Origin of the sequence: Acinetobacter sp. NIPH 817 (assembly GCF_000368405.1) — a bacterium.
Taxonomy (GTDB): domain Bacteria; phylum Pseudomonadota; class Gammaproteobacteria; order Pseudomonadales; family Moraxellaceae; genus Acinetobacter.
Genome location: NZ_KB849420.1, coordinates 2,656,158 through 2,671,562, shown reverse-complemented (window position 1 = coordinate 2,671,562; position 15,405 = coordinate 2,656,158). Strand labels below are relative to the sequence as shown.

Annotated in this window: 17 protein-coding genes and 1 pseudogene; 11 read left to right on the top strand and 7 right to left on the bottom strand. The window is 40.1% G+C overall.

Annotated elements, in window-relative coordinates:
* Positions 1 to 2: 2 nt before the first annotated feature.
* The 7 genes from F968_RS16190 to F968_RS16160 are packed head-to-tail and all read left to right on the top strand — an operon-like array spanning position 3 to position 5,274.
* Positions 3 to 548, top strand: coding sequence for a DUF3261 domain-containing protein (locus F968_RS16190; protein ID WP_004794683.1), 546 nt, complete (start codon positions 3 to 5; stop codon positions 546 to 548).
* Positions 545 to 1,747, top strand: a complete 1,203-nt coding sequence (locus F968_RS16185) for a beta-ketoacyl-[acyl-carrier-protein] synthase family protein (RefSeq protein ID WP_004794680.1) — start codon at positions 545 to 547, stop codon at positions 1,745 to 1,747. The genes F968_RS16190 and F968_RS16185 overlap by 4 nt, the downstream gene beginning before the upstream one ends.
* A complete protein-coding gene (locus F968_RS16180; RefSeq protein WP_004794678.1) occupies positions 1,747 to 2,172 on the top strand; it encodes a hotdog family protein in 426 nt (141 codons plus the stop codon). Before F968_RS16185 ends, F968_RS16180 begins: the two co-directional genes overlap by 1 nt.
* Before the next feature lie 23 nt (positions 2,173 to 2,195).
* Positions 2,196 to 2,921 carry a 3-ketoacyl-ACP reductase FabG2 gene (locus tag F968_RS16175; protein WP_004794677.1) on the top strand — a complete coding sequence of 242 codons (726 nt, stop codon included), beginning with the start codon at positions 2,196 to 2,198 and terminating at the stop codon, positions 2,919 to 2,921.
* Positions 2,921 to 4,147 carry a beta-ketoacyl-ACP synthase gene (locus F968_RS16170; protein WP_004794676.1) on the top strand — a complete coding sequence of 409 codons (1,227 nt, stop codon included), beginning with the start codon at positions 2,921 to 2,923 and terminating at the stop codon, positions 4,145 to 4,147. The genes F968_RS16175 and F968_RS16170 overlap by 1 nt, the downstream gene beginning before the upstream one ends.
* 11 nt (positions 4,148 to 4,158) lie before the next feature.
* On the top strand, positions 4,159 to 4,593 hold the full coding sequence (locus tag F968_RS16165) for a hypothetical protein (protein ID WP_004794675.1): 435 nt from the start codon (positions 4,159 to 4,161) through the stop codon (positions 4,591 to 4,593).
* 24 nt (positions 4,594 to 4,617) lie between these two features.
* Entirely contained in the window at positions 4,618 to 5,274 is a 657-nt protein-coding gene (locus F968_RS16160; protein WP_004794674.1) for a 4'-phosphopantetheinyl transferase family protein, read from the top strand.
* 67 nt (positions 5,275 to 5,341) lie between these two features.
* Here the strand turns inward: F968_RS16160 and secB are convergent, their stop codons facing one another.
* The 4 genes from secB to rsgA form a co-directional block, all read right to left on the bottom strand.
* Positions 5,342 to 5,794: a protein-export chaperone SecB gene (secB, locus tag F968_RS16155; protein ID WP_003654925.1), complete on the bottom strand. Its 453-nt coding sequence runs from the start codon at positions 5,792 to 5,794 to the stop codon at positions 5,342 to 5,344.
* 27 nt (positions 5,795 to 5,821) lie between these two features.
* Positions 5,822 to 6,079, bottom strand: coding sequence for a glutaredoxin 3 (gene grxC, locus F968_RS16150; RefSeq protein ID WP_002114715.1), 258 nt, complete (start codon positions 6,077 to 6,079; stop codon positions 5,822 to 5,824).
* A gap of 11 nt (positions 6,080 to 6,090) precedes the next feature.
* Entirely contained in the window at positions 6,091 to 6,507 is a 417-nt protein-coding gene (locus F968_RS16145; protein WP_004794673.1) for a rhodanese-like domain-containing protein, read from the bottom strand.
* A 97-nt stretch (positions 6,508 to 6,604) separates the two neighbouring features.
* Positions 6,605 to 7,666, bottom strand: a complete 1,062-nt coding sequence (rsgA, locus tag F968_RS16140; RefSeq protein ID WP_004794672.1) for a small ribosomal subunit biogenesis GTPase RsgA — start codon at positions 7,664 to 7,666, stop codon at positions 6,605 to 6,607.
* A gap of 125 nt (positions 7,667 to 7,791) precedes the next feature.
* Between rsgA and orn the strand changes: the two genes are divergently transcribed.
* From orn to F968_RS16125, 3 genes are all read left to right on the top strand, one after another.
* The gene (orn, locus tag F968_RS16135; protein WP_004794671.1) at positions 7,792 to 8,358 is read left to right on the top strand and encodes an oligoribonuclease; all 567 of its coding nucleotides are present in this window, start codon (positions 7,792 to 7,794) and stop codon (positions 8,356 to 8,358) included.
* Between the two features lie 154 nt (positions 8,359 to 8,512).
* A complete protein-coding gene (locus F968_RS16130) occupies positions 8,513 to 9,244 on the top strand; it encodes a Bax inhibitor-1/YccA family protein (protein WP_004794670.1) in 732 nt (243 codons plus the stop codon).
* Between the two features lie 138 nt (positions 9,245 to 9,382).
* Positions 9,383 to 10,186 (top strand): enoyl-ACP reductase FabI, encoded by an 804-nt coding sequence (locus tag F968_RS16125; protein WP_023274323.1) that lies wholly within the window; start codon positions 9,383 to 9,385, stop codon positions 10,184 to 10,186.
* Positions 10,187 to 10,337: 151 nt separating this feature from the next.
* Here the strand turns inward: F968_RS16125 and F968_RS16120 are convergent, their stop codons facing one another.
* Positions 10,338 to 11,183 carry a hypothetical protein gene (locus F968_RS16120; RefSeq protein ID WP_004794668.1) on the bottom strand — a complete coding sequence of 282 codons (846 nt, stop codon included), beginning with the start codon at positions 11,181 to 11,183 and terminating at the stop codon, positions 10,338 to 10,340.
* A gap of 366 nt (positions 11,184 to 11,549) precedes the next feature.
* Here F968_RS16120 and F968_RS16115 point away from each other — a divergent pair.
* Positions 11,550 to 11,966 (top strand): annotated as a pseudogene (locus tag F968_RS16115) (hypothetical protein).
* Positions 11,967 to 11,990: 24 nt separating this feature from the next.
* Here the strand turns inward: F968_RS16115 and F968_RS16110 are convergent.
* Positions 11,991 to 13,388 (bottom strand): efflux transporter outer membrane subunit, encoded by a 1,398-nt coding sequence (locus F968_RS16110; RefSeq protein ID WP_081399700.1) that lies wholly within the window; start codon positions 13,386 to 13,388, stop codon positions 11,991 to 11,993.
* 22 nt (positions 13,389 to 13,410) lie between these two features.
* On the bottom strand, positions 13,411 to 15,405 hold the full coding sequence (locus F968_RS16105; RefSeq protein ID WP_004794666.1) for a MacB family efflux pump subunit: 1,995 nt from the start codon (positions 15,403 to 15,405) through the stop codon (positions 13,411 to 13,413).

Here is a 15,405-nt window from a genome sequence, read left to right as displayed (position 1 = left end):
CCATGCAACGCAAATGGGCAACGATATTACTCAGTAGCTTTATATTTTTAAATGGTTGTCAGGTCATGCCACATGCTAAAGGGCTGCAAAGCCCTCTATGGCAGGCTCAGACTTATCAAAGGCAAGATCAAGTTGAAGTTCAGTTGAAGCAGCAAAGTTTTAGCTTCTTGTTATATCAACAGCAAAAGGGTGCTGTACTGGATATGGTCGCTTTAAGCCTGACAGGTCAACAATTATTTAAGTTACAGTTTGATGGGCATCGGGTTCATGTTGAACAACGTATTGATCAAATGCGTTTATTGCCTTTTGAGTTTGTGGTGCGTGACCTTTTGTTTGCGACATACCCTCAGTTTTCGCATTTAGGGCAGCAAGCCGTAGAGATGCAACAACAAGCAGACAAGCAGGTTGTTTATATTGAAAAGCAGCCTGTGTTGCAGGTTAAACAAGGGCAAGGAAGCATTGAATTGATTAATGAACAAGTCCCTTATACCATGACGCTGAGTTCGATTGAGAACACCTTACAGACAGAAGAAAGTCCTACGCCATGAAACATTTACCTTCAGCAAATGCAGCTCCAATGGCAGTAGGCATACAATTTAGTGTTGGTTTATCTGCATTAGGCTGCGAACTTAATCAAATCAAACAAGCATTACAACAGCCGCAGCAAACCTTGAGTTTGCGAGATGATTTAATCGCTGATCGTGATGTTTGGGTGGGACAATATACGCATCCATTAAGTTCGAGCCTACCTCATGCTTTGCGGTCTGTAGATTCACGTAATCTACGTTTTGCATTAACCGCATTATCTGAAATCGAAACAGAGTTAAAAGCCTATACGGCATCCTTTGAAAATAAACGTTTGGCGATTGTGGTGGGCACGTCTACCTCTGGTATTGCAGATAATGAACTCTTACTTAAGCAATATTTTCAAGGGCAAACAGATCTATCAATATCTCATTATCCTCAAGAAATGAGCTGTTTAGCGAAAGCATTACAGCAATACTTAGGATGGGAAGGGCCCGCCTATACTATTTCGACAGCTTGTTCTTCAAGCGCTAAAGCATTAGCCGCAGGGCAGCGATTACTTCACGCAGATTTAGCAGATGTTGTGCTGGTTGGTGGCGTCGATACCTTGTGTAAGTTGACCCTAAATGGATTTAATAGCCTAGAAAGTTTATCTGAACATATTTGCCAACCCTGCGGTGTAAATCGTGATGGTATTAATATTGGTGAAGCTGCTGCATTTTTTGTTTTAAGTAAAGCATCAGCGCCTGTCATGTTAATGGGTGCTGGTGAATCTATGGATGCATGGCACATTTCAGCCCCGCACCCTGAAGGTAAAGGTGCCGCTTTAGCCATGCAACGTGCATTAGATATGGCACATCTTTCCGCCCAAGAGATTGGTTATATCAATTTGCATGGAACAGCAACTCCACAAAATGACGCAATGGAAATTAAGGCTGTACGTCAAGTTTTTGGTGATTACCAAGTTGCTTTAAGTAGTACTAAACATAAAACTGGACATTGTCTTGGTGCAGCAGGTGCCATAGAAGCTTTTATTTGTGCACAGATTCTAAAAGATCAAAGTTGGTTGCCTTTACATCAAAGTGTTGAGGTTGATCCAGATTTGGCCGATCAAAACTATGTGCAAGAATCCGAGTTAACACAGCCCATTCGCTATGTCATGAGTAATTCTTTCGCTTTTGGGGGAAGTAATATTAGTCTTGTTTTTGGAGTGAAACCCTAATGAAACTGGATGCAATTCAATATATTCCTCATGAGCAACCGATGGTATTTATTGACCATTTAATCGAGGTTGCAGAAGGGCGGGCGCAAGCAGAACTCACGATTACGCCAGAGCTGATGTTTTGTGAAGCAGAAGGTTTGCCGACATGGGCAAGCATTGAAATTATGGCACAAACGATTAGTGCTTATTCCGGCTGGCAAGGTCAGCAGTCAAAACAAGCGCCAAAAGTCGGTTTTTTATTGGGAACGCGTAAGTTAAATTTACCGATCCCTTATTTCGCCTTAGGTTCACGATTGATCATTCAAATAGAACAACAATATTTTCATGAAGGACTTGGGCAATTTTCCTGTGAAATTCAATATGCTGAGCACTGCATTCAGGCAACGTTAAGTGTATTTGAGCCAACAGAATCACCATTTGAATAACCACAAAGAATTAGGAATATATTGTGACAAGACGAATTTTAGTAACAGGTTCAAGTCGAGGAATTGGGAAAGCGATTGCATTACAACTTGCCAAGGCTGGTTTTGATGTGACTGTGCATGCACGTTCGCGTCAGGCAGAGGCTGAGCAAGTCGTACAAGAGATTCAAGCATTAGGACAAAATAGCCATTATCTAATGTTTGATGTAAATGAACGCCAAACTGTTCAACAGATTTTAGAACAAGATGTAGAACAGCATGGCGGATTCTATGGCGTTGTATTGAATGCAGGTCTTACTCATGATGGAGCTTTTCCTGCACTCACCGATCAAGATTGGGATGAAGTTATTTCGACTTCCCTAGACGGTTTTTATAACGTATTAAAACCATTAGTTATGCCAATGATTCATTTACGTAAAGGTGGCCGTATTGTCACCTTATCTTCGGTTTCTGGGATTATGGGTAACCGTGGTCAGGTTAACTATAGTGCTGCAAAAGCAGGTCTGATTGGTGCGACCAAAGCTTTGGCACTCGAATTGGCGAAGCGAAAAATTACTGTGAACTGTGTTGCACCAGGATTGATCGAAACTGAAATGGTGACAGATGAAGTCAAAGAACATGCGCTTAAAATGATTCCGTTGCAACGCATGGGACAGGTCGATGAAGTGGCGAGTGTAGTAAAATTCTTGTGTTCAGATGAAGCTTCTTATGTAACTCGACAGGTTATTTCTGTGAATGGAGGGCTCATCTGATGAAGCGTGTGGTTGTGACAGGAATGGCTGGAATTACCTCTTTAGGTGAAACTGCCGATGACATCTTTGCTCGATTTGACGCTGCCAAAAGCGGTATACGCTACATGCCAGAGTGGGAGCAATATGTTGATCTTCGAACGAAGCTTGCTGGGCCTGTTGAAACATTCCATGTTCCAAAACATTTTAACCGTAAGGTTACCCGCGGGATGGGGCGTGTAGCACTCATGTCTGTGGTTTGTGCGGAAACTGCCTTACAAAATGCTGGTTTGCTTGGTCATGAAATTTTGTCTAGTGGCGAAACAGGTGTTGCTTTTGGGTCTTCTGCGGGTAGCGTAGAGGCCGTAGGTGAGTTTGCTAGCATGTTGCTTCATCAGAGCATGAGTAAGATCAATGCAACAACCTATATTCGTATGATGGCCCACACCAGTGCCGTGAACATGACCGTATATTTTGGTCTTAAAGGCTTAACTTTACCTACCTCAAGTGCCTGTACCTCTGGTTCTATGGCCATTGGGCAAGCCTATGAAGCAATTAAATATGGCAAACAACAGGTCATGATTGCAGGTGGTGCTGAGGAACTTAGTGCAGCAGGTGCAGCCGTTTTTGATGTATTGTTCGCGACCAGTGGCATGAATGATCAACCCGAAAAAACACCGCGTCCATTTGATGCTAAGCGAGATGGATTGGTGATTGGTGAAGGGGCAGGTTGTTTAATTTTAGAAGAATATGAACATGCTAAAGCTCGAGGTGCTCATATCTATGCAGAGGTGATTGGCTACGGTAGCAATACTGATGGTCAACATGTAACTAAACCAGACGCCGAGATGATGGGGCGCTGTATGCAATTAGCACTTAAAGATGCATCTGTAGAGGCTAAAGACATTGCCTATGTAAATGCTCATGGCACCTCAACAGATCAGGGTGATGTAGCTGAAAGTCAGGCGACAGCAACAGTTTTAGGACGTAAACCGATCAGTTCTTTAAAAAGCTACTTTGGACATACGCTGGGGGCGTGCGGAGCTATTGAAGCTTGGCTGAGCATTGAAATGATGAATCGTGGCCGCTTTATTCCAACTTTAAACCTAGATGAAATCGACCCACTATGTGGCGAACTGGATTATATCGTTCAGCAGCCGAGAAATTTGGATGCTGACATTATTATGAGCAATAACTTTGCTTTTGGCGGAATTAATACTTCGCTTATTTTTAAACGTGTTAAACAATAAGGAACACAACAATGTTAAATAAAAAACTTTTATTTGTAGCAATGCTAAGTGCGGGTTTTACTGCTACTGTTCAGGCTGGAGATGAAGTACATCAGTTAAATTTTAAAGAAGCTGTAGACCGTGCAGTTGCAGATGGGACTTTAGATGGTTCAGTAAAGTTTTATTTAAAGGGTACAAAGTCTGGCGGTAAAATCATTCAAAAAGATGCGGTAACCAATAAAAAAACTAATGGTTTTGGTAAGTCAGCAGCAACGTCTTGTGACTGGGTTTTACGTTCAGCACTGATCCAAATGCAAAATAATGCTAAAGCACAAGGTGCAAATGCTGTTACTAATATTGTGAGCTATTTTAAAGCCAATGAAACTACAAGTACGACAACTTACGATTGCTATAAAGGTGCCATGATGGCGGGTGTTACCTTAAAAGGCGACGTGGTTAAGTTCTAATTAATTTTAAATAAGGTCGGGACAATGTCTAAACGTAATATTGAAGTCTACACACAGACATTGTCCCAGCTTCTTTTAAAATCTAAACAAGATTTTCCAGACTTCCGTACATTTAATCATTATAAAAAACAGCAAATACATAATATTAGAAACGAGCTCATAGCACAGAAGTTACAAATTACAATAACAGATTTGGAGTTTGCAAAGCATGAGCATGGCAAGCCATATTTATTGAGTCAGAATTTAGATTTTAATCATTCTCATAGCCAACAATACTACGCTTTAGCGATGAGTCCGCATGTTAAAGATATCGGTATAGACGTTGAAGAGTTAGACCGTAAAGTACGTTTGGAAGCTCTAGCGCAGCATGCATTTCATCCCGATGAATATGCAACATGGCAAAGTCTAGAACAAGACAGAGAATATTGGTTTAAAGTCTGGACGACTAAAGAAGCCGTTCTAAAAGCATCAGGCCTTGGTATACGTTTAGATTTAAATACTTTAAACACCCAAGCACATCCTACAGACCGTGGCGGAATATGTTCTCATCCACTTATCGGGACATTTGCTTATCAAAACTTCGTTGTGGGTGATATGATTTTAACAGTGGCATGGCGTTCAGAATTATCTTGCCGTGGTTTTCAATTTCCTACAATTCAGCTTCATTCACTTGATACTTAATAGCGAATAGCAGACATAAAAAAACCGCGAATTACGCGGTTTTTTTAGTTTAGAGCAAGCTATAAAATTAAGCTTGACCTTCAACAGCTTGAGCACGTTGCATATTAGCTTCGAACTCTGCATCAAAGTTGATTGGTGTAAGAAGTAACTGTGGGAAGCTACCTTTAGTCACTAAATCATTTACCGCTTCACGTAAGAACGGGAACAAAATATTTGGGCAATAAGCGCCTAAAATATACGGCAAGCGATCTTCTTCGATGTTATCAATCAAGAAAATACCTGATTGAGTGATATCTACAATGAAGGCTGTTTCGTTGTCGTTATCGGCTTGTACCACAACTTTTAAAGAAACTTCAAAATGAGTTGGATCAATTTTTTCTGCAGCAGAAGAAAGATTGATATTGAGTTCAGGTTGCCATTGTTTAGTAAAAACCTGTGCCCCAGGAACCTCAAAAGAAATATCTTTTGTATAAATACGCTCTAAAGCTAATTGTGGTTGAACTTGTTGTTCTTCGCTCATTGTTTTTTCCTTAATATGGATGCGATGTTAAGCCAATAATTCGTCAAGTTTACCTTCACGCTCTAAGGCATAAAGTTGGTCAAAACCACCAATAAACTGATCGTTAATAAAAATTTGTGGGACAGTACGATGATTAGTGCGTTGCATTAATTCAACACGTACTTCCGGTGCTTCAACAGAAAGATTTACTTCTTTATAAGCAACACCTTTACGCTCAAGTAACTGTTTAGCACGAACGCAATACGGACATACAGAAGTTGAGTAAACAATGACATTTGCAGCCATAATAATTCTCCTTAAGCTTTTGGTTTGCTTTTAACAAGAGGTAAGCCCTGTGCTTTCCAGTTGCTAATACCACCATCAAGACGATAGCTGTCATGGTGAGCAACTTTTTGCAAAGCACTACCAGCAACTTGTCCTAGATTACAAATAAATACTAATGGACGGTCACTTGCTTTTAATTCATCAGCATGACTTGCAATTTGGCTGAAAGGAATATTGCGGCTACCACTAATATGACCTTCACGGAAGTCTTTACTATCGCGCAAGTCGATGAGTATGGCATTTTTCGCTTTCACTAAAATACCAAGCGACTGTGGTGAAATTTTACGACCGTTACGTTGACCTTCAAAAATGAAGAACAACACGACCAAGACTCCGAGCGTACCAAACAAAATGGGGTGATTCCCCATAAACTCTAACCAGCGTTCCACAAGTCACCTAAAAAAATTAAAAACAAAATTGACCTAGAGTATAGCGTATATAGATGGTGATCAAAATCACCACTTCAAGGGCAAAGCGGACAGAAAATTAGTTTTTTTGCTGTGCTTCTTGAATCTCATCATTTAAACGCAAAAAGCTATCTAGGCGCCGTGGTAAAATTTCACCAGATTCTACAGCGTGTTTTAACCCACAGTTCTTTTCATGAGTATGGGTACAGTTACGGAATTGGCAAGAACCCAAATGTGCTTCAATTTCTGGAAAGCCCATACGAATTTTTTCTAAATCAAGATGCCAAAGCCCAAATTCACGAATTCCCGGTGAGTCGATTAACGCGCCATTTTTACCGAAATTCATTAAACGTGTAGAGGTTGTTGTGTGCTGACCAAGTGCAGAGTTTTCAGAAATAATATTTGTTTTTTGCTCTGCTTCTGGAATGAGCACATTAATTAAAGAACTTTTTCCTACACCCGATTGGCCAACGAAAGCGACTGTTTCGCCATCTAAACGTTCAGATAAAGCAGAGATATCACCCTTTTTAGACTGACAAATCATCACCTCATAACCCAAAGTTTTATATTCTTCTAATAGCGTGAGAATTGGGTCATTTTCAGTGAGTAAATCAGACTTATTGAGGACTAAAAGAGCAGGAATGTTTGCATCTGCACAAGCAACTAAATATCGATCGATTAGCGTTGGCGCAGGTTCAGGAAGCGGTGAAAATACAATCACAATCAAACTGATATTTGCTGCCACAGGTTTAACTTTGTGATAACGGTCTGGACGGGTAAGTAAAGAGGTACGAGGGTGAATGGCTGTAATAATACCTAAACCCGTATTTGGGTCAGCTTGCCATTTAACTCGGTCACCAGTCACAAGTAATTCTAAGTTTGTTCGAGTATGACAGCGCCATACGCTTTTGAGCTCGATAGGTTTCCAGAAAGGATCTGGCTCTCCTTCAGCAACTTGAGGTTTTTCTGGGTGATGCTCAGGTACAGAGAGTGCCTGTACTTCAAGTTGGCGGCCATAATGTTGTACCACTAGTCCGTCCAGATCTTGTGAAGTATCGGCCTCTTCTTGGCGAGTTTTGTGCTGTTTTTCAATACGACGTTGCTGTTGTTCAGTTAAACGACGCTTACGAATTAAAGCCATTCATATCCCAAAAAAACCACTGTTTGAAGATGGCAAAAATAGCATGAAGCGGCTATAGAATTACAGCGCAGATGCAAGAAATTTGCTACTATTGATGTTTTTACGGCATTTTAGAACGTACATACATGAGCAGTACTTTAAATACACGATTAATTTGGATTGATCTGGAAATGACCGGATTAGATACCGATAATGACCAAATTATTGAAATCGCAACAATTATTACAGATGATCATTTAAATGTACTTGCCGAAGGTCCGGTTTTAGCCGTTCACCAGCCTGACCGTATTTTAAATGCAATGGATGAGTGGAATACCCGCCAACATGGGCAGTCTGGATTAGTTGAACGAGTTCGTCGCAGCAAATTAACAGCTCGTGATGCTGAGTTACAAACTTTAGAATTCCTAAAAAAATGGGTTAATCCAAAAGTTTCACCGATGTGTGGTAACTCGATCTGTCAGGATCGCCGTTTCTTACACCGTCTTATGCCTGAACTAGAGCAGTATTTTCACTATCGTAATCTTGATGTATCTACGGTAAAAGAACTCTCAAAACGCTGGCGCCCTGAAATCATGAGCGGTCTGAAAAAGAATGCATCGCATTTGGCAATGGATGATATTCGTGACTCGATTTCTGAGTTGAAATATTACCGTGAATATTTCTTTATCATGAACACTGACGGTAAAGATTAATGACTTTGCCCGATTGATATGAAAGGGAGGCTATTGCCTTCTTTTTTATTATTTAAAGGGGATTGTTACAATAATGCCGATCGCCTGATTTGGCTTTCATATTCATTTTGCTTAAAATGATGTTTTAAATTTTTATTATAAAAAGAGAGCATTTATGCAAAGTAATAACCCGATACTGACCCGTGTTGAAACGGTCAGTGACTATAGTCAACCGATGACTGTGCAAGGTGCGATTCAAAAATCTGTAATGTTGACAGTTATTGCTGCTGCGGTGGGTGTCGCTTTATTTTTCTATGCAGCCTTTACTGCAAATGTTGGCATTGCTTACGCGGCTTCAATTGTGGGTGCAATTGGTGGCTTGGTTTTAGCTTTAATTACAACGTTTAAACCAACGACCGCACCAACATTGGCAATTCCGTATGCCTTATTTGAAGGGGCCTTTTTAGGTGGTATTTCTTTTACTTTCCAGTTGAAATACCCAGGTGTTCCTCTTCAGGCTTTATTAGCCACTTTCGTTACGACTTTGGTGATGTTTGGTCTATATAAATTCCAAATTATTCGCGCAACTGAAAAGTTCAAGTCAGTTGTAATTTCTGCATCTTTGGCGATCTTTATTGTATTTATCGTGCAGATGGTCATGCGTTTAGCATTTGGTTCAAGTGTTCCTTATATTTTTGAAAGTAACTGGTTAGGCATTGGCTTTGCTGCATTTGTTGCAGTGATTGCTTCACTTAACCTGATTTTAGATTTTGATTTAATCGAAACTAATGCAGCATATCGTGCACCAAAATTCATGGAATGGTTGTGTGGTATCGCATTACTTGCAACTTTAGTGTGGATGTATATTTCTTTCTTACGCTTACTTGGCTTATTGTCTGACGACTAAGATTAAATTCATCGAGAAGTCGCTCCTTATCAGGAGCGATTTTTTTTTCGTGCGATTTTTGAAAAAAGATGCATTATGCAATTTCGAAAACCGCTGAATATTGGCATTATGCTTGAAATTGTTTTGAGTGAGATCGGCATGACACAAGGACTTTTAGCAGGTAAGCGCTTTTTGATTGCAGGCGTTGCTAGTAAATTATCAATTGCTTTTGGTATTGCACAAGCATTACACCGTGAAGGTGCAGAGCTTGCGTTTACTTATCCAAACGAAAAATTAAAAAAGCGTGTGGATGAATTTGCTGAGCAATTCGGTTCTAAGCTTGTGTTTCCATGTGATGTTGCTGTTGATGCTGAAATTGATAATGCATTTGCAGAACTTGCAAAACATTGGGATGGTGTAGACGGTGTTGTACACTCAATTGGCTTTGCACCTGCACATACACTTGACGGTGATTTCACTGACGTGACTGACCGTGATGGTTTTAAAGTTGCTCATGACATCAGTGCATACAGCTTTATTGCAATGGCTCGTGCTGCAAAACCTTTATTACAAGCTCGCCAAGGTTGTTTATTGACTTTGACTTACCAAGGTTCTGAGCGCGTTATGCCTAACTATAACGTTATGGGTATGGCAAAAGCTTCTTTAGAAGCTGGCGTTCGCTACTTAGCATCAAGCTTGGGTGTTGACGGTATTCGTGTAAATGCGATTTCTGCGGGTCCAATCCGTACTTTGGCTGCTTCTGGTATTAAGTCTTTCCGTAAAATGTTAGATGCCAATGAAAAAGTTGCGCCATTAAAACGTAACGTAACCATTGAAGAAGTAGGTAACGCAGCATTATTCCTATGCTCACCTTGGGCTTCAGGTATTACTGGTGAAATTCTATATGTAGATGCTGGTTTCAATACTGTAGGTATGAGCCAATCTATGATGGATGATGAATAATTAGATTTATCTAATTTATATAACAAAGCCGCTTTTATAGCGGCTTTGTTTTTTAAGAGGATAACGGTTTTAAAAATTATAACGTTAGAATTTAAGATATTCATTTTGAATGGCTTGTTAATTGCTATATTGATTGGTAGCAAAGAGGGCATTAATTTTTCTTATATTTTATGAATAAATCTATAAGAGGAATGTTTTTTTGAACTTGTACTTTCCTAGATAAGCCATCAATAGCAACGGGTATGTTTTTTTTATCCATTTGATATGTTTTCTCTTCGAGAATTTGATTTTTGCATTGTGGACATGCATGTAATATGGATTCATGGTGGAAAAGGTACTTCGATCTTGCATTTAGTTGGCAATCGTAGCTTATTGCCGCAAAGTATTCCGCAGAGCCAATGGGACTAGTGGCGAGACTATTTTGATAATTGATCAGTTCCTCATGGGTTTTAAAATATTTATTTATAGTGGCTACCTTTTTGTAATATTTATTGCATTCTTCGCAGAAGCTCTTTGCTCTAAGAATAAGATAAATGCATGCTCCTCCTAGCATAAAACCAATAAATTGAATTACTGCTATTAAATAACCAAAATCTCCCATTGTTCCAAGGTCGGTTTCTCTTGCACCGGTTCCAAGACTATAAGTCGAGTTTGTTAGAATGAAGCTCATATAATGTTTGAATGGTATAAAATCACTTACTTTTTCGCCGTTCTCAAAGATGGCAAGAGTGTATTCTAAAAAGTAGATTGATATTTGTGCAATCGCAGTAAAAATAACCATTTGAAGAAGTAAAGTTACTTCTGGTCTTTTATTGAAGTAGATACTACCAAAATAAAAGCCAGATGCGGCTATTATTCCAGTAATGACGGCACCAATTGGTAGGAAAATACCAATGCTGATTGTAAAGAATTTAAACCCTAGTATAGCGCTAAGTAAAACAGTTACTGCTGTGGTTATAAGTCCACATGACATAATTTTTAGCGATTGTGGAAACATGAAAGAACTTCTCTATCTATATTTGTATTTGTTTAGGAACATGTACAGTCGTAGGTATATGGTGGCTAACTATAATTATACGGCAGACATATTATATAAAAAATTGTATTTTATAGTTTATTTTTCTCAGAATATAAAACAGAAATAGTAGCGTCAATATAAAAACGATTTGCAATATTGCTGTATAAATTTTTGATGCTCTACTCAATTCAGCAATTAGTTGTACATTGAAAATATATCGAAAAATATACTTAATCATTTATCATCGAATAATTTATATGCTAATTAATGCTGGTTTTTTTGTTGAATCGAAAATTCTAAAGAGAATGACGATAAACATATTATTTTTTAGCTTTCGGGGGGAACGTGAAGAAAATAGTTGTTATTTTAGGATTAGTCACTCTTCTTTCACTTCAAGGTTGCGCCACGGAAATGACAAGTAACCCACCGTATAAAAAGAATATAGCAGTTTTAGAGGTGGGAAAACATCGAAATTATGTGATTTCAGAATTGGACGCACCTCTCACTTCAGAAACCGTGAATGGCGAACGTAAAGAGATTTATACCTTCTAGCAAGACTACTCAAAAGCAGCCAGAATCAGCCGTACGCTATGGCACACGACTGTGGATATTGCCACCATTGGTCTACGGGAAGTGATAGGCTTTCCAACCGAGATGTATTTCAATGGTCAGAAACTTCTCTATGAAGTTGTTTTTGATGATCAGGATAAGATTAAGCGTATTCACCAGATCCAGAATAATCCAGATCTGGTGAAAGAATAAATATGCCAAACAATACCGCTAGGGTTATTGTTTCGGCAGTTCTTTTACAGGTGAACCACCTAAAGCTTGCATGAGGGTGACATAAGCATTGTATTGACTTCGCTTGGTTTCAACGAGGCTTAAACGTGCAGTACGTGTGGTTTGCTGAGCATCAAGAAGTGTTTTTAATGCGACAGCACCATAACGGTAACGGACTTCGGTTAAACGTTCAGTTTTTTCTGCAAGTTCAACATTACGTTCTTGTAACGCTACTTGTTTGTCGAGTTCTGTACGACTCGATAAAGCGTTTTCTACATCAGCAAAAGCCTGATAAAGCGTTTGACGATATTGGATAATTGCTTTTTCATAATCAAGATTGCTAATCGCGATATCTTTCTTCATATCGTTATATTGCAAAAACGGTAAGCTTAAACTTGCCCCAAGCGTGAGGGCAGGGTTACGTAACAGTTCTGTCAACGATGTGCTGCTTGAACCCAAACTACTGGTTAAACTAATCGATGGATAGTAGCTCGCCTTAGTAGCATCTTTAGTTGCTAATGCTTTTCTTAAGCGGAGTTCACTTGCTTGCAAATCAGGGCGACGCGATAAAATATCGGCAGGTAAACCAGCACCAATTGTAGGTAGAGCAGTGCGTGGTAAACGCTTTGGTTCTTGAATGTTTAATTGTTGCAGCGGCTCATGTAATAGCACAGCAATAGCCGTGCGTGTTTCAACCAATTGTTGTTCAATTTGGCTTAAACTCGCTTTCTGGCTTTGTACCGATTGTTCTGCTTGAGTCAGATCTACACCTGAAACAGCACCAGCTTTATATTGAATTTGTACCAAGTCATAAAGCTTTTGAGAGGTTGCGAGACTTTGCTGGGCAGTTGAGTAGCGCTCATTTAAATAACCGAGTTGCCAATAGAGTTTGGCAGTGGTTGCAATTAAACTTTGCCCAGTGGCTTGTAAGTCTTGTTCAGTCGCTAAGGCTTCCCATTTACTTGCCTCAGTTTGGCGTGCAAGCTTGCCAAACAAATCAAGCTCATAGCTTATACCTGCACTCATTGATAGGCCTTTAGAGCTATCATCTCCCGAATTTAAATCGAAAGAATGCCCTGTAGAAACACTAGAGCTAGTTCGCAAGCCTTGCTTGTTAGCGGTTAAATCAGCTTGTAGACGAGCTTGTTTTAAGGCAATACCTGCAACTGCTAAATCACTGTTACGTTCTAATACATTGCTTACCAGCTGATTAAGCTGTGCATCATTGAAAAGCGTCCACCAACGATCAGAGTATTGATCGGCAGACATGTTTTTTGCTTTTGCTGTGTCATATTGAAAACTACCCGGAACTTGTACCGCAGGCGTTTCATAAGGTGTTTTTACTACAGCTGCACATCCTACAAGAGAACCTGTAAGAAGAAGTGCTGTGCTGAGTTTAGTCATAGAGAAAGACATGCAATTTTCCTTATTCTCGAGATAGTGCGGCAACAGGGTCAAGTTTCGCGGCATTCTTAGCAGGCAAGAAGCCGAATACGACACCAATCAGTGTTGAACAGACAAATGCTGCAATAATAGAAGTGCTTGAATAAGCCACGCTAAAGTTACCGCCAGCAAATTTATTAATAAGTTGTCCAAGGCCAAGCGATAGTAAGACGCCAAGCACACCACCAATTAAACACACCAAAATTGCTTCAATCAGGAATTGCTGCAAAATATCACTTTGACGAGCACCTACGGCCATACGTACGCCAATTTCCTGAGTACGTTCAGTCACTGAAACCAACATAATGTTCATTACCCCGATACCACCAACCACTAGTGAAATTACGGCAATTGCTGAAACCAGAAGCGTCATTGTGCTGGTTGTTTTCTCAATGGTTTGACGGATACTGTCACTGTTCATGGTGAAAATATCTTGTGCACCGTGGCGCTGGGTCAATAAATTTACAATCGCATTTTCTGCGGCAGCAGTTGAATATTTGTCATTAATACGAACCACAATATTACGTACATTAGATTGACCTAACATACGGCTCATTACGGTTGTATAAGGCATATATACATTTAAAGTATCATCTGAACCCATGCCGCTTGTCTGCGGTTCTACAATCCCGATAATACGTGCTGGTACACTGCCGAGCAGTACGACTTGGCCAATTGGATTGCTACCATCTCCAAAGAATTGTTTTTGCGTATTAGTATCAATGACAACATCTTGTGAACGATCGCGCACACTACGTTGGTCAAAAGTTTGTCCATCTTTAAAGACCAAACCTTTAACATCAAAATAATCGTTACTCACACCATTAATGGTCGCGTTTGCTTCATTCTGCTGGTAACGCATGGTTTTGGATGTACTGACGATTGGACTGACTGCGCTGACATAAGGTTGAGTCATTAACGCATCCGCATCGGCAGGAACCAAAGTTTTAAAGTTTGCAGTTTTGGAGTTGTCACCAAAACCACGGCCCTGAAACACCGTAATCGTATTTGTTCCCAGACTACTAATATTACTTAAAATTTGTTGTTGAGAACCTTTACCTAGCGCGACCACTGTAACAACAGATGCAATACCAATAATAATCCCAAGCATGGTTAAAAAAGTACGCATGCGGTGAGCATTCATCGACAGTAAAGCCATTTGAAAAGCTTCTGATAAACGATCTAAAGTAGAACGCCATGCAGAAATACTTTTGCCTTTCTTCTGTTTGCCTTGCAGAGCTGGAGCGGCATCTGGATCAGATTTGATCGGTTCGGCTGCTTGATCTGGAACGTTAGGACGGTCACTAATAATTTCTCCGTCACTAATCTCGATAATACGCGTCGCATTTTTTGCAACTTGCATATCATGAGTGACTAAAATAATAGTATGACCTGCGGCATTGAGTTCACGCAAAATACGCATCACCTCAACACCACTATGAGAATCGAGTGCCCCTGTTGGTTCATCTGCCAGAATGACGTCACCGCCATTCATGAGTGCACGGGCAATAGAAACACGTTGCTGCTGACCACCAGAAAGTTGGCTTGGCCTATTGAGTGTTTTAGTACCTAAGCCTAATTCGGTCAGTAAAGCTGTGGCGCGTTGTTTACGTTCAGAAGGGGTAACCCCTGCATAAACAGCAGGAACTTCAACGTTACCCTCAGCAGATAAGTCACCGAGTAAATGGTAGCGCTGGAAAATAAAACCAAAATATTCACGGCGTAGTCGAGCGAGTTGATCAGGTTCAAGTTTACCTGTTTCTTGCCCATTAACTTTATAACTACCGCTCGTAGGTCGGTCCAAACAACCCAAAATATTCATGAGGGTCGATTTACCAGAACCAGACTGGCCGACAATGGCAACCAGTTCGCCTTCGTAAATGGTAAGGTCAATGCCTTTTAAAATTTGTATCGTGCTTTCGCCAGCAGGGAATTCCCGGACTAGATTGCTGACTTCAAGCAAAGCTTGTTTTGTCAT